The sequence below is a fragment of the Rhodoferax antarcticus ANT.BR genome (genome assembly GCF_001938565.1).
GTDB classification, from domain to species: domain Bacteria; phylum Pseudomonadota; class Gammaproteobacteria; order Burkholderiales; family Burkholderiaceae_C; genus Rhodoferax; species Rhodoferax antarcticus.
The window spans coordinates 1-14348 of the sequence record NZ_MSYM01000017.1; the positions used below are offsets into that span (position 1 = coordinate 1).

General features: G+C 55.0%; 10 protein-coding genes and 2 pseudogenes. 7 read left to right on the forward strand and 5 right to left on the reverse strand.

Annotation, left to right across the window (positions count from 1 at the left end):
• Both tnpB (BLL52_RS20035) and tnpA read right to left on the reverse strand, forming a co-directional pair.
• Positions 1 to 480 (reverse strand): IS66 family insertion sequence element accessory protein TnpB (tnpB, locus tag BLL52_RS20035; protein ID WP_139313413.1); only part of this gene is annotated, 480 nt, incomplete at its 3' end.
• Positions 481 to 611: 131 nt separating this feature from the next.
• Positions 612 to 785 (reverse strand): annotated as a pseudogene (gene tnpA / locus BLL52_RS22020) (IS66 family insertion sequence element accessory protein TnpA); the annotation flags it as partial.
• A 35-nt stretch (positions 786 to 820) separates the two neighbouring features.
• Here tnpA and BLL52_RS14915 point away from each other — a divergent pair.
• The 7 genes from BLL52_RS14915 to BLL52_RS14940 are packed head-to-tail and all read left to right on the forward strand — an operon-like array spanning position 821 to position 11213.
• Positions 821 to 1042, forward strand: a complete 222-nt coding sequence (locus tag BLL52_RS14915; protein WP_198930646.1) for a hypothetical protein — start codon at positions 821 to 823, stop codon at positions 1040 to 1042.
• Between the two features lie 18 nt (positions 1043 to 1060).
• Positions 1061 to 1204, forward strand: a complete 144-nt coding sequence (locus BLL52_RS21045; RefSeq protein WP_173861774.1) for a hypothetical protein — start codon at positions 1061 to 1063, stop codon at positions 1202 to 1204.
• A 46-nt stretch (positions 1205 to 1250) separates the two neighbouring features.
• Positions 1251 to 5219 carry an AAA domain-containing protein gene (locus BLL52_RS14920; protein ID WP_198930647.1) on the forward strand — a complete coding sequence of 1323 codons (3969 nt, stop codon included), beginning with the start codon at positions 1251 to 1253 and terminating at the stop codon, positions 5217 to 5219.
• Positions 5216 to 7615, forward strand: coding sequence for a PIN domain-containing protein (locus BLL52_RS14925; RefSeq protein WP_075587482.1), 2400 nt, complete (start codon positions 5216 to 5218; stop codon positions 7613 to 7615). Before BLL52_RS14920 ends, BLL52_RS14925 begins: the two co-directional genes overlap by 4 nt.
• Before the next feature lie 4 nt (positions 7616 to 7619).
• Entirely contained in the window at positions 7620 to 8765 is a 1146-nt protein-coding gene (locus BLL52_RS14930; protein WP_075587483.1) for a coiled-coil domain-containing protein, read from the forward strand.
• Positions 8762 to 10624 (forward strand): AAA family ATPase, encoded by a 1863-nt coding sequence (locus BLL52_RS14935; RefSeq protein ID WP_075587484.1) that lies wholly within the window; start codon positions 8762 to 8764, stop codon positions 10622 to 10624. Before BLL52_RS14930 ends, BLL52_RS14935 begins: the two co-directional genes overlap by 4 nt.
• A gap of 13 nt (positions 10625 to 10637) precedes the next feature.
• Positions 10638 to 11213 carry a 4Fe-4S single cluster domain-containing protein gene (locus tag BLL52_RS14940; RefSeq protein WP_198930648.1) on the forward strand — a complete coding sequence of 192 codons (576 nt, stop codon included), beginning with the start codon at positions 10638 to 10640 and terminating at the stop codon, positions 11211 to 11213.
• 1107 nt (positions 11214 to 12320) lie between these two features.
• Here BLL52_RS14940 and BLL52_RS22150 read toward each other — a convergent pair.
• The 3 genes and pseudogenes from BLL52_RS22150 to tnpB (BLL52_RS20815) all read right to left on the reverse strand — a co-directional run bounded on the left by BLL52_RS22150 (position 12321) and on the right by tnpB (BLL52_RS20815) (position 14232).
• Positions 12321 to 12862 (reverse strand): annotated as a pseudogene (locus BLL52_RS22150) (transposase).
• Between the two features lie 11 nt (positions 12863 to 12873).
• Positions 12874 to 13617, reverse strand: a complete 744-nt coding sequence (locus tag BLL52_RS22155) for an IS66 family transposase (RefSeq protein WP_198930644.1) — start codon at positions 13615 to 13617, stop codon at positions 12874 to 12876.
• A gap of 21 nt (positions 13618 to 13638) precedes the next feature.
• A complete protein-coding gene (gene tnpB / locus BLL52_RS20815) occupies positions 13639 to 14232 on the reverse strand; it encodes an IS66 family insertion sequence element accessory protein TnpB (RefSeq protein WP_156876236.1) in 594 nt (197 codons plus the stop codon).
• Positions 14233 to 14348: the final 116 nt, after the last annotated feature.

Here is a 14348-nt window from a genome sequence, read left to right on the forward strand (position 1 = left end):
CAAACTGCAGCTCGCAGTGGGCGCTTTTGCATCCACCGGCCAGGCGAATTGATCGGCCTCCAGACGCTTTTGCCACAAACAAAATCCGTTGCGGTGCCAGTACAGGGCTTTGAGCTGGGTGTGGCGTCTGTTGGTGAAGACGTACAGCGCGCTGGCAAAGGGGGATAAGCCCAGTTCCTGCTCAACGAGTGCGCTTAAGCCGTTGATGGCTTTTCTGAAGTCAATGGGTTCACGGCACAGGTAGACCTGATCGATGTTGCAGCCCGGGTGCATCAGTGCGCTGCCTGTGCGTAGTGGCTCAGGGCTGCCAGCCAGTGGGGTTCTGGGCGCGTTGGTAACTCCAGTCGTATGCCGCCGGCCAGTAGCAGGGTGCAGTTGGGCGGTATCGGGTTGTCGACTGCAGCGACGCGCGTTGGGCTCGCTGTCGTTGGCGCTGTCGTTGTCATTGGCATAACCGGCACCATAGTCGGTGTCGCGCATCGGTGCTTTTGCGGCGCAACAGCTGACTGAGCACTGCCCCGGGGTTCTATGCTTTGGATGCGCAGGGCGATGAATTTGCCTTGCCCCAGTTCTGGTGTTATTGGTTCGAGGACGGCGGGTTTCTCGGGTGAACTGGTCAGTGCAACTGCGTCAATCGCAGTGGCTTTGGTCTGACGCAGCTTTTGTTGCCAGCGGTACAGGGTTGAGGCTGCGAGGCCATGCGTTTTGGCATATACACCCATGCTGACTCCTTCGCGCCAGGCCGCTGCAACGTGTTGTGCAAATGTGTTTGGTTGTTCTTGCATGTCCGCTTTTCCATCTGAGTTGAGATGGTGCAAGCTTGCCGAAGTTGGCGGTGATTTACAAGGTTGGGGTTTATGGAGCGCTTACCATCGTTCCATACAACGACACGGGCAAGTACATGATCAAGTTCAAGGGGGCGGCAACGGCGATTGTTCCGATCCCGCGCCCGGAGAACAGCGAGGTCAATATGCAGTCGTCGCGATACGCGCTGCGAGAAAAGCTGCTGGCGGCGAAGAATCTGGACGAGGTTTGGACGTAAGAATCGAGGTGTGTCGAAGTGAAGACCGATAACCAGATCGAGTATGCTGTGGCGCAGACCAAGAGGGACTTCGCCCAGCAGATCGCGGTGGCCAGTGGTATGGAGTACCGAACACTGAAGTCCTTCGATGCGGATAAGCGGCACTTCCGTGTGCTGCTGTGAATTGGGTCTTTGAAATGCTTATCAACGGTGCAGCAAGTAAGAGGCTATGTTTGTGATGAATTTGTATGTTGCGCTTGACCTGAATAACAAAGGAATGAGTCGGGCTATCGCCGATATTCAGCGCCGCCATCAGGCATTCAAAAACTGGTGCAACGGCCGCGATGGGGCGGAAGTTTTGTATGAGTTGCTTTTTCCAAACAACATGCCGATCAGTGGCTATGTTTCCAATCGGCAGCGTGATAAGCAGAATCCACGATACGCACAGATGGCGATTCGAGTTAATGCAGCTGGGCGAGATTGGCCTTTTCCGGAAGGATGCGCCTTCATCGCCACGGGAAGTTGGCTCACTGATCACCCTGCGCCACTCTTTATCATCAACGGGTTCATCGAGACTGCCGATCTGCCAGTACGATCTTTCGAGCGCGAAGTCACTGCATTTGCCGTGCATGACAGTCTGCAATCCACGCCGGGTCAGCAGCGCATTCAGCGCGTCAATAGCCTGCTCACGCCGCAATTATTGGCCGACTTGCCGCCAATTACGCAGCAAACCGAAAAGCAGTTGGCTGAATGGACTGAATTCCTTCGATGGAAAGAAAGCCTCATCCGCCACAAGGCGCGCGGTTTGCGCTACATCAGCCGAGAGTGGCGTGACGAGCAGTTGGTTTTTTCCTTGGTCGCACAGAGCGCACAGGCTTTGCAACGAGACCGCAAGGCCTTGGGGAGGGATGATCTGGTGGCGTTTCAGGCTGGGCAATCAAAAGATCCATGGGTGTTCGGATTGCCTGAAAGAGAGGAACGCCGCCTTCCACGGCTGGGGCAGGCGGGCAAACTCTTGGAGCCAGCATCGTTACCGAAGGATAGGAAATTACCCAAGGACGAAAACTTTCCGGAATGTCCTTGGCTTGCTCCCGTGCTTGCCGAATTGACTGTCTCACTGACCGAAGATGACGCGAATGGTCTCGCCAATACCGAGGAGCCAGAGGCCTTGCGCGTGCGCATTCTGAGCCAAATCCCTGAGTCCGGCTTTCTGTCCATTTCAACGGCAGGCGACATGAGCCTGATCAAACGCCATCAACAGGCGTTGCGGCAGTTGCAGGAACAGGGTGGTTATGCACCGTACCTGACTGATTATCTGTTCGAGGCAGCACAAGTGTCCGTGCCGCAGCGTCTGGAGCCGGTGACGCAATGGGCCAACAACAAGCTCAACCCTGCCCAGAAAGAAGCTGTGGTCAAGATTCTTTCTGCGCCGGATTTGTGCTTGGTTCAAGGGCCGCCGGGCACGGGCAAGACCACTGTGATTGCGGAAGCCATCGTGCAACTGGCGCGGCGTGGGCAGCGGGTGCTGCTGGCATCGCAGGCGCATACCGCCGTGGACAACGCGTTGGATAGGTTAGGGCATGACGGTTCCTTACGCGTAGTTCGGTTGGCACGGAATGAAAGCAAGGTGACGGAAGATGGCGCGGCCTTTGTGGGGCAGGCATCCTTGCAGCGTTACTACAAGGCCTTGGCAGGGCAAACCGAAGACCGTCTTGCTGTATGGAAGCGCGGTGACAAAGACTTGCGTCTCTTGCAAGAGTGGCATGAGCGCGCGACTTTCGTGTCGCACGACGCGAAGGAGTTGAACGCCAGACGCGGGCAGCTTGAAACGGACTTGGCATCGGCCCGCAGCCAGACAACGCAGGCTCTGCAGGCATATGACGCTGCCTGCGCGATGCTGGATGAAGAAAAGGCCAAACGTCAGCGCCTGCATAGCGTTCAGGCCCTGCTGCATGGCGAAGCCAAAACGCTGCATGGCGACTTGCGTGATGTGGAGCAACCTGCCAGAAATTTGGCGCAAGTTCTTGCTTCCTGTGAGGAGGCAGGATTGGTCGTGAAATTTTCGATGGGCGATTGGCTGGCACATGCAGGCAGCCGAGGCGAAATGTTGGCACACATGCTGGCTGCTTGGCGGCGCTTCACGAACGTACGAGAAGCCATTGCTGCAGATGTTCGCCGTCTGCGTGAAGCTGCGGACGGCCCTATTCAGGATGCAAGCACCCGGCTGCGCATTGAATCGCTCCGAAACGAGGTTAAAGCCTTGGAGGAGCAGATGGAGAAGGACGACGCTTTCGTAGATGCCTGGAGAACCACGCGCAAGAAGCTCAAAGAGTTGGAACAAGCTGGTGTTGGCTTGGAGCGCAGCCGTTATGACGGCCTATTTAGCCAAGCTTTCAAATGGTGCGCCCCCATTGAAAATCCGACTCAACTGGCTGACGAAATGGATGCCTGTCTGAGTGTGCTGGAGAGTGCGCAACCGGTCATTGAGCAGGCTGTCGAAATCCTAAAGCGATCAATACAGACTCAGTTGTCGCTGCCCGCACCAGAAACCCCGAACGATGGCCTTGTGCGAGGCGCGCGGAACCAGGAGCGCAGCGCCCAAAGCAAGGTGGATGAATGGGACGATCAACGCAGACTGCATGAGCAGAAGATTGCGGCCCTGTTGCAGGATGAGGCGATCACGCAAGGCAACCGGTTGCCGCTAGAACCTGCTGCGAATTTGTCGCAGCGCATCGAAACCGTCGCCCAAGTTGTCAAGGCCTTGGAGCAGCGCCAGGCCAACCAGCAACATGAACGCCAGACATGGGGGCCGTTGCTGGAAGATTGGATGCGCGATTTGAGCCCCAGCAAAGCCGCAGAAGAAGACTGGCAGCATCTGGGTGCGGATTTTCTGGCGAGCTGCAATGTAGTGGCCATTACCTGCAACGAAAACGAGCGCACGCTGGATGATGTCGGGCAGACGAGTTTTGATGTCGCCATCATTGACGAAGTAAGCAAGGCTACGCCGCTGGAATTGCTGATGCCCCTGATGCGCGCGCGCCGCGCCGTTCTGGTGGGCGACCACCGCCAGTTACCGCCGCTATTTCAGGAGGGCGACGAAGCCCGCAGCTTCATGGATGAAGTAGAAGAAAACGAAGCGACCAACACGGAGGAAAACAGCGCAGGCAATATTGTAGGAGCGCAAACCTTGCTGACGCGCGACAACCTTCGCCGTTTCGAGAAGATGGTCACAGCCTCGTTGTTCAAGTCGCATTTCGAGATGGCGGACGAAGCCATACGTGCACGACTCAATGTGCAGTTCCGCATGCACCCGCAAATCATGGCGATGGTGAACCCTTTTTACGAAGGTCAGTTGGAATGCGGCATCCTTCGGCCTGACGATGACCCAGATCCTAAACTTCGTCGTGTTCACGGACTGACATTGAAGAATGTGGACGGTGGCACGCCTCTACTCACTCCGGGCGACCATGCGTTGTGGGTGGACACAACCTACAATCTGCACAACCAAATTCACCGTGAAGACATGGACGGCAACCAGCCCCGGCGCACCAATCGCCTGGAAGCGGAGTTGATTGCCGAAACGCTAGAGCAAATCGAGAGGCAATCTGCCGCGCAGGGCTACTCTCGGTTAAAAAAACGCAAAGTCGGCGTGGTGTCTTTCTATGCCAACCAATGCCGAGAAATTCGCGCTGCCATCCGCCGCCGTCGTCCACAGGGAGCCAATGGTCGATATGAATTTCTCGATGTTGAAGTCAATACCGTGATTCGCTATCAGGGCAAGGAAAAGTCGATCGTGCTGGTCAGTATGGTGCGCCACGATGGATACGACCCTTTGCGCTCGGGCAATCAGCCCAGACGTCGTTCCAGCAAGGCCAATGTCGCTCGATTTGAATTTATTAATGTGGCTTTTTCACGCGCGCAGGAGCTGCTGATCGTCTTCGGTGCGAGAAGTATGTATGCATCCTATGAGGTGGATTTGCCGCGCATGGACAGTGCAGGCAGCGTGAAGCGAACCGTTTACAAAGATATCCTGGATCAACTGGAGCGCGATGCACGGTTGGTTCCGGCAAGGCAGTTGATGTCACCCGACATGCTGCCCCAGCAGCCACAACAGCAGCATGGCAGGTTAAATGCTCCACCCAATCGGACGGCTGCACCCAAGGGCGACAAGTATGGTAATCGCGGAGGCCGCTCATGAAGCTGATAGAAATTTTAGTTCCCTTGCCCTTGTATCGCATTGAATCCGATGTGACCTATCACACCGAGCGTAAGCCCACGGTATTCGAACGGATGGTGTTGCGACTTTGTGATCCTGGGCGGCATTTCCCTGACAAGCAGAACTTGTCTTTGCTGGGTGTTTTCCGCGATCAACTGGGCGCAGGCGATGTGCGTGAACTGCTGGAAGGCTGCGTATCTGAACTTTCCGCTTTGGGTGCTTTGCCTAAACGTTACTCTCTGGATTCGCTCGAGGCACCTCTAACTGAGCTTGAATTGACTGCTGAGGGCTTGCAATTCTTGTGCAGCGATAGTCTGCCGGTGCGCTCGCGCACGATCAAAGTCAGTCATCACTACGACCCTATTGGAGATGAGATCAAACCGGTCAAGAAGGATGATGGGCTGCAGAGCCAAGGCAACACTCGCCGCATCAGCGCTGCAGACATATCTTTGAGGCCGGAAAATCCTTTACCGCTGGTTGAACGCGCGATAGCGCAGGAGACTTATGACTGGAAAAATCCTGCAACAGTTATAGATCGCATCGCGCCCGTGGTACAGCCAGCGGGAGGGCTAGAGCGCCGACTTGAAATCTCATGCAGCGAGGACGGTGTACTGGCCGTGAGCGCCCCGCGTGATGCTGCGTTGCAGCGCTGGTTGGAGTATGCTCAATCCGAACTGGCGTGGGAAATTCTGCTTGCTGATGCACTAACAAGCGAGCCGAATGCTTTGCTGCCCGTCATTGACTCTTCTGTTTTACGAGAGGCCCGCACTGCCCGCCCCATTACTGCAATTTATGGGGGCGCAGCCAGAGCGCGTTTGTGCATTGTTGCGCAAGGCGTTGCGACGGCGGATGCGGCAATACCGACCATCGTTTTATCGTCTGAAGTGAGCGCACCGGAGCTGGTTGCTAATGGCAAACAACCGATCGTGTTCACGTTGCTTGTGCCCACCCCCGCAGGAATGATAACGGGATTTCGTAGCTTGACTCTACCGCAGATCAGCGGAGCGAGCGCTCAAGCAGAAGTGGCCGGTAACCTCCGCCTCTATTGGGCCGGACAACCCCGCTCGTGTAGCTTGGTGGTGACATTGAACGACCAAGCTTCAACCGCGCTTTGGGCCAAGCTGCGTAGAGACTTAGAAAGCGCTTGCGAGCACTCCGATGACCCACGCATTGCCTTCATGCCTGTGGCATGGAGGGATGTCGATGCAATTGGACAAACGGTTTGGCCGTGGCTTGCCACGCGTTCTAAACAGCCGCTGAACGGTCTGATGACGTTGGTTGAGCCTGCTGTACAAGCAATTGGTTTGTGGCGGCCTGATAGGAAGGACTGGAAATTTGCGTGGGAAGGATCTCTGGCGAAAGCTTTTGATACGTCGTTGATGCATACGCCCAGTCAGCTTGAACATGAAGAGGTCGTTTCTCTTTTGAACCAGATAGCTCAGATGTTGTCTGCGGACAAAGCTGTGCCGCTGCAAGCCGCGCTGCTGCGTCATGCTGCTCCCATTCGCGCCTTGGAATTATTGGCAAATCTGCGATCTGCCTTGCCTTCCTCCACAGAAATTCCAGAAGAATTGCTCTCCGTTGAATTGCGGCAAGTGTGGCTGGAACACGCATTGGAGCGCAAAGAGTTGAAGCTGTATGGCCCACACGCTATACAGCAGCCGGTGCAAGATATTGAGAAAGCGGTTCAGAATGTTTACCGGAGTATTGGCGATCAGGCATTGAAAGCGGCGCGTATTAGCCAAATAGATGTGCGTACCTTGACCCCTCATGCCTTGGAGGCCGTGCGCATTTGGCGGAAAGCTGCGGAGCATTTACATGCTCTAGATACATCATCGCCCCTCTGGGATGCGTTGAATGAAGCAGTGGAAAGCTGGAATCTTCTGGCGCAGGAGAAGCTGGCCCCGGTCGAGATAGGGCATCGCGTTGTCGTGTTCGATACTAGCGCTCTGATGGAAAACCCTGAACTTTTACAGGAGCTGCGCTCCAACGACATTCCGATCGTACCGCATCGTGTACTGAGTGAATTGGATGGGTTGAAGACAAGTGAAGATGAGACTCGCTCGTTCAAGGCGCGCGCAGCTATTCGTCAGTTGGATGCAACCTCGACCCAGATCCGCCATGAAACAGAATACACGGCCTTGCTGCCATCAGAGTGGGATGCCAACCAACCAGATCATGCCATTCTTTCAACGGCTTTATTCTTCCGGTTGAATGAAGTGTTGTTTGTTAGTGATGACATCAACCTACGAAACAAAGCGCAGTCGCTTGGCCTGAACACGCAAAATTCCAAGTCATATGCGCCTTCGCGCCTTGTGCCCGCCGCTGCGCCAAGCATACATCCACGGAAGCAAGATAAAAAAAACCAAAGGAAATGAAACCATGAGTCGGGCAGACGAATATCGCTACCAAATTCAACGGCAACGCAAGCAAGAGCTTGATCGACAGCGTGTGCGCGAGACAACGCGTCCGTTCCTTGATCGCTACCGCAGCGTATTGACTGATGTCATCAATCAAGGACTAGATGCCGTAGTTACGGGAGAGTTTCGTGAGTTGAGTTCCGCTCTTGACCGCATGGAGACTTTGCTGGATTCCGACCCGTTTGCTGCCAGAGACATGAGCCGTTCCTTAGGTGGACGATTTCACGGATTACCGCGATTTGCGCGTGAGCAGAGTCGTTCCCGTCAAGACGCGGAGCTGGCCGCAGCCGACTCATTCCGCAAAGCGCATCAAGCTGAGGCCGAACGACAGTTGCAGCTGAAGGCAGAGATTGAAACAGCATGGCGCGAAGGTTTGAGCGGCTGGAGCACACCTGTCGCACTCAACGCCGCGTTTGCCGAGTTGCAACAACTACGCGAGCGACTACTTGGTAATGCTGCCAACAACATGACATCGGCGCAAATTTCAGCCGCCTTGCTCGACGTTCAGCAGCGGTATGAGGCCGACGCTGAACGCCAGTTGCAGGAAATGAAAAGTCGGGTACAGCGCGAGGCGGTGACTGATGCACTGACGCTGCAAAGAGCGCAGTTGGAGCAGGAAGCGAATAAGAACGGCGGCGAACGCGCCGCTAAGTTGCGCGAGGCGTTGGCGAATGCAACCGGGCTGGCTCCTAAAGAACAGGCTGAAGTCCTGAACCAACTGGCGCAAGAACAAGATGAAGCGGCCGTAGATGAAAGCCAGCGCCGTGAGGTGGTGCGGGCGGTTTATTTGTCACTGCAGCAAGCAGGCTTTGTCGTAGATGGGCCAGAGCATCTTGTATCGCAAGGGCAAGACGAAGTGCTGATTCGCGCTCGTCGCCCTGCTGGTGCGCAGGCAGACTTTCGCGTCAACTTGAGCGGCCATCTCAGCTACAAATTTCATCAATACAAGGGCAAAACTTGCGAGAAAGATGTCACACCCATCATGGCGACACTACAAGATGCTTACGGCATCAGCCTGAGCGATAAACGCGTGATTTGGGTCAATCCCGATGATCAGGATCAGGATGCTCGCCCTTACCCTGATGCTACACAGGAGAGAAGCAAATGAGTTCAGCTTTGTTGCCTTGGCAAGAAGACTTTCGCCGCGAATGCGGCATACGGCGCGGTTTGATTTTGCACGGCAATACGGGTGATTTGACACCCGATCCCGAAGCGCCAGGGCAATGGATTGCTTTGCCGACCGCGTTGATGAACCTGCTGCGTCAGCGTGGGTATCAGCATGTGGTTTTCTGGAGCCGCGTCAATGGTGTTAGCGGCGTTGATGCGAGGACTTGGGGGGAATTGCAAAGCTCAGTTACGACACCTGCAGTGAGAGAAAGCACGTCCAAGGGGAGCGCCTATGACATGGGCGAATTTCCGCCTACATCAGTGCCGAGCCCCGCATCCAGCGGCATTTCGGCAAGCGCGGATGACTTGCTGGCTGTTGCTGCGCAATGGCTGCGACAACCGCGTGCCGAAAAGCCAGTCGCTTTTGTCTTGGACTGGACTCAATATTTGTTTGGTAACGTCAACTCGTTGAGTGAAAACGAGCGCGGATGGCTGCTGCGCCTGGGGCAGGCTACCCGTGATGCCGCAGTGATTCGCAATCCTGAAAGCATCGGGCAGCCTCAATCATTGCTGGTGTTGCTGTGTGGAGGCTTGAATGTGTTGCCGCCATCGCTCTACTTGAATAATCCCCTGTTTAAAGAAATAGCAATTCCCTTGCCGACACGGCAAATTCGCGAATCTGCTGTGCTCGGGTTGAAAGAAGTGTTTAGGCTGCAGCCTCCCTTGCAGCAAGGCGGGCGGGAGCTGTCTGACTTCGTGGATGGCCTGGAAGGCCAGAGTATTCGCGACATTCAAAATTTGGCACGACTTTCACGTCAGGAAACTGAAGTCTCAAGTGCGCTTTCTCTGCTCAACCTGTATCGCCATGGCCGCAGGCACAGTCCCTGGGAGCAGCTGGATCACAAAAAGCTTCAGACGATTGTCGAAACGCTAGGGCAGCGCGTCAAAGGTCAAGGAGAGGCCATTGAGTCGGTACGACGCATCCTCGTGCGTGCCTTCACGGGACTTTCGGGCCTTCAACATTCATATAAGCAACGCACTCCCAAGGGCGTGTTGTTTTTTGTCGGCCCTACGGGCGTCGGCAAAACTGAACTGGCGAAGTCTATTGCCGAGTTCCTCTTCGGCGACGAAGAGGCCTGTCTTCGTTTCGATATGTCCGAGTTCAATCACGAGCATGCTGACCAGCGGCTGGTGGGTGCTCCGCCAGGTTATGTGGGCTACGAAGCTGGTGGGCAGTTGACCAACGCAGTTAAGCAAAGACCATTTTCCCTGTTGCTGTTCGATGAAATTGAGAAAGCACACCCCCGCATTCTCGACAAGTTTTTGCAAATTCTAGAAGATGGGCGCTTGACGGATGGTAAGGGCGAAACAGTGATGTTTTCGGATACCGTCATCGTCTTTACCTCGAACATTGGCGCAGCCGAAGTCAGCCATGAAAGCCAGGATGTGCGTAATGAGTTCATCCAAAAAGTGCGACGGCATTTTGTGCATGAGTTAAAGCGTCCAGAGTTGTTAGGGCGTATTGGCGAAGCCAACATCATTCCTTTTAACTTCATGCGTGACGATAGCTTCTTGATTGATATCGCCCGCGCCAAGTTGGAGCCACTGCGCAAAGGGCTGAAGGACAAATGGGGTGTTTCGGACTTAAAACTGGTCAAAGAGGCCGAGATATTGGCTTTGTTGGTTAGGGAGGTGGATCGCGGAACGGGCGGTCGTGGCGTCCCCAACGCACTTACCAATATACTGATTGACCCATTAGCCGATTTTCTATTTGAACAAATGGCAGCTCCTGATCAGATCCGGGGCAAGGTAATCGAGGTTCATATTGCAGGTGGCAAATTATTATTCGAGCTGGAGTGAGGTTGTGCATTGGATGAACTTGGCATCTCGTCTACCTTGCACAGAAGCAGAAGGGCCGGGACGAAGAGCTGCATTGTGGGTGCAAGGTTGCAACAAGCGTTGCCGTGGCTGCTGCAACCCAACGTATCTGTACCTGGTTGAGCGTGAGCTTGTTTCGGCTTCATCAGTTCTGGACTGGCTGGCAAACGCGCATCATGCGCATGCTCTTGAAGGAGTGACGTTTCTCGGAGGCGAGCCCCTGTTGCAAGCACAAGGCTTGGCTGTCGTTGCGCAAGGAGCGCAGTCACTGGGGCTATCGGTGATGGTATTCAGTGGATATACAAAACACGAGCTTGATGTGTTGCAGTTACCTGGGGCTGATCAACTACTTCGTTACACGGATGTGTTGGTAGATGGCCCGTATGAGGCGAATTTACCTGAGCATAGTCGCCGTTGGTCGGGCTCTACGAATCAACAATTCCATTACCTGACAGCGCGTTACGACGCACGGATTGAAAGCGAAGGTGAAGTTGATCGTGTGCTTGAGGTTCGCCTGCAAAAAGACGGCTCGGTGTTTATAAATGGATGGCCAGAAAAAGTCTTGCGCTGAACGATCCGGTCAGACGAACTGAACCAGTTCGCGTAAATTTCATTCGCCACCGCCACCCGTACCACTCATTTACAACAAAAATCTACGCGTTAGCGCAAGGTTAGACTGAGGCTTTTAATGCATCTCCAAGGGCACCTTTTATACATCGACATTACACAAGTATGCGGCATCGGCTGTTCTTTCTGTATGTATGCAGATAGGCACAAGACAGGTATGAGCATGGAACTCTCGGCATTGGGACGTGAGAATCTCTCAACGCTGATCAATGCGCCGGATGTAAAGCGCATATCCATCAGTGGAGAGGGAGAGCCTCTTAACAATACTAAGGTTTTCCATGAGATCCTTGGTTTGTCAAAAGGCGGCAGGCGCTTTGAGTTCATAACTAGTGGTTTCTTCCCGCATGACAAGATGCTGGATTTGTACGAAACCACCAATCAAATCCTGTTGGCCAATGGCGACTCCTGCAACATCCGACTGAGCGCCGACAGCCACCATATTGAAAAAGTGAAATGGCGCGCTCATGGTTTCAGCCTAGATTACTTTCAGCGCCGCCGACCGTCCGGGCTGAGTTTCTCATTTCGATCGATTGATACCGATCGTGACTTTACTCGCAGATACCTATTGGGCGAGCTTGAAAAATTGGGCATAAGCGCGAGAGTCGAGCCGCAGAGCATCCTGGAGGATGCCTTGGTCGTGGGCGATCAACTCTATAGTATTGATTACAAAAACTTGGTGCATCCAGCTCCAAGCACTCCACCAGGTTACCTAGACCTAGAAGGGTACATCAAAGCGATCGAGTCCAAAGTTAACAAGCATTTCACTTTCGGCAGCCTGAATAAGTCCCCTCAGGCCAATGGACTGGATGTGACTATCAAGCCTAATGGCGACGTGTTCCTATATGGCATCGAGAGCAAGCTGTTGGGTAATATCCATTTCGACCAAATTGACTGGCAGAAATTAGTTGCCCACGTGATTGAAACACCGCTTTTCCGAGCACTTTATACCCAGCCATTGTCCGAGTTGTTGATGCGCGCAGAGAGCGATAACAAGTTGCGTACAGTCGTCGCAAAGGTGAATAACCGTAAGCGCTCCATCAACCCCAGTAGCTCAAGGAATCGTTCTGGCCGCCAAATCTGCTCTGCGCACATTCCAAGGCAGCAACGCCTCCACTGCTTCAACCGTATTGGCCGCTGGCAAGTCGCGCAGCACCCGGCGCAGCCAAGCATAGGGCTCCAGTCCATTGGCTTTGGCCGTCTGCACCAGTGAATAGATCACCGCACTGGCACATGCGCCCAGCATGCCAGGCGAATGATGTCACCGCCACGCTCCAGCGCGTTGTAGCCGTCATAGCCATCGGTCATCAAATAACCCTTGTAGCCTTCAAGCAGGCGAATCGGCACCGCCGCACTGCGACTGCGGTCGTAGTCATAAAGCGCCACCGGCTTGTCTGGCGGACCCCCGGTTTGCACCCACATGTAACTGTTGGACGTGGGGGCCTTGTCCTTTTCTTTAAGCACCTGAACCACCGTCTCATCCATGTGCAGCAAGCTGCAGTCCAACAAGATGTCACGCGTCAGGTTGTGCAGCGGCTGCAGTAAGCCTGCGCAGCCAATGACCCAGCGCGCCAGGGTTTGGCGCGGCACCACCACATCGTGGCGACTTAAAACATGCTCGAAGCGCGCCAGTGGCAAACCATCAACGAACTCGGGCGGCCAACAGCATGGCCAAAAAGTCGGCGCTGGCGTTGCTCTTGGGCAGTGGCTGGGGCGGTAGTGCTGCCGTGACAGGCGCATGCACACTGGCCGGGCAGCCGTAGCGCTTGCGGATGTTGCGGATCACACGCACTTGCATCGGCACGATGTCGATTTGCTCGCTGACCTCTTGGCCTTGTCTCCACCATCTCGGTGCCACAAGGGCAGATGCGATCAGCTTGCGGGACATCATGAATCACATCCACACGGGGCAACTCTGCGGGCAATGGGCGACGTTTGCCGCGAGCCACGGGTCGGGCTGGTTGAGTAGCAACGCCATCTTCAGGGCTTATTGACGTTGCTGGCGGGATGATGGCCTGGTCTTGGGCCCCAGGATTGAGTTGCGCCAGAACTTCAGCCTCATCGAACAAGCGGCTCTGGGCGCTGAGTTGCTCGGAGCTGGCACCAAACAGGCGGTGCCTGGCCAAGGTGGCTTGCTCAAGCATGCGGATGATGTATTCATGAGCTTGCAGGCGCATGGCCGCCAGGCTGGTTTGATAGGTCTCTTGTGCGGCTTTCTCACAGGCCGCCTGAGTGGCTGACAGCAGGGCTTCAAGCTGGTCTGAAGTGGTCGGTAAACCCGACACTTTTTGCGGCTTCGGGAAGACAATTTCCAGTGGCAAAAAGGTGGCTTCAAGAGAGCTAAAAGACATGCTGTATTTTAGCCGTTTCCCCTATGAAACACGCGCAAAATTGAGTGTTTTATGAGGTGTATTTTTCGACAAATCAAAGCCTTCCAAGAGCCAGCCAAACTCATGCAAACTGCAGCTCGCAGTGGGCGCTTTTGCATCCACCGGCCAGGCGAATTGATCGGCCTCCAGACGCTTTTGCCACAAACAAAATCCGTTGCGGTGCCAGTACAGGGCTTTGAGCTGGGTGTGGCGTCTGTTGGTGAAGACGTACAGCGCGCTGGCAAAGGGGGATAAGCCCAGTTCCTGCTCAACGAGTGCGCTTAAGCCGTTGATGGCTTTTCTGAAGTCAATGGGTTCACGGCACAGGTAGACCTGATCGATGTTGCAGCCCGGGTGCATCAGTGCGCTGCCTGTGCGTAGTGGCTCAGGGCTGCCAGCCAGTGGGGGTCTGGGCGCGTTGGTAACTCCAGTCGTATGCCACCGGCCAGTAGCAGGGTGCAGTTGGGCGGTATCAGGTTGTCGACTGCAGCGACGCGCGTTGGGCTCGCTGTCGCTGTCGCTGTCGCTGGTGTTGGTGTTGGTGTTGGTGTTGGTGTTGGTGTTGGCATAACCGGCGCCATAGTCGGTGTCGCGCACCGGTGCTTCTGCGGCGCAACAGCTGTTTGAGCACTGCACCGGGGTTGGGCGCTTTGGATGCGTAGGGCGATGAATTTGCCTTGCGCCGGTTCGGGCTCAGTGGGTTCGAGGGCTTC

Bases quoted from the DNA above. Each gene is read 5' to 3' on its own strand.
- BLL52_RS14925 (WP_075587482.1), top strand. From the start codon at position 5,216: ATGAAGCTGATAGAAATTTTAGTTCCCTTGCCCTTGTATCGCATTGAA.
- BLL52_RS14920 (WP_198930647.1), top strand. From the start codon at position 1,251: ATGTTTGTGATGAATTTGTATGTTGCGCTTGACCTGAATAACAAAGGA.
- BLL52_RS14940 (WP_198930648.1), top strand. From the start codon at position 10,638: ATGAACTTGGCATCTCGTCTACCTTGCACAGAAGCAGAAGGGCCGGGA.
- BLL52_RS22155 (WP_198930644.1), bottom strand. From the start codon at position 13,617: ATGTCTTTTAGCTCTCTTGAAGCCACCTTTTTGCCACTGGAAATTGTC.
- BLL52_RS14935 (WP_075587484.1), top strand. From the start codon at position 8,762: ATGAGTTCAGCTTTGTTGCCTTGGCAAGAAGACTTTCGCCGCGAATGC.
- BLL52_RS14930 (WP_075587483.1), top strand. From the start codon at position 7,620: ATGAGTCGGGCAGACGAATATCGCTACCAAATTCAACGGCAACGCAAG.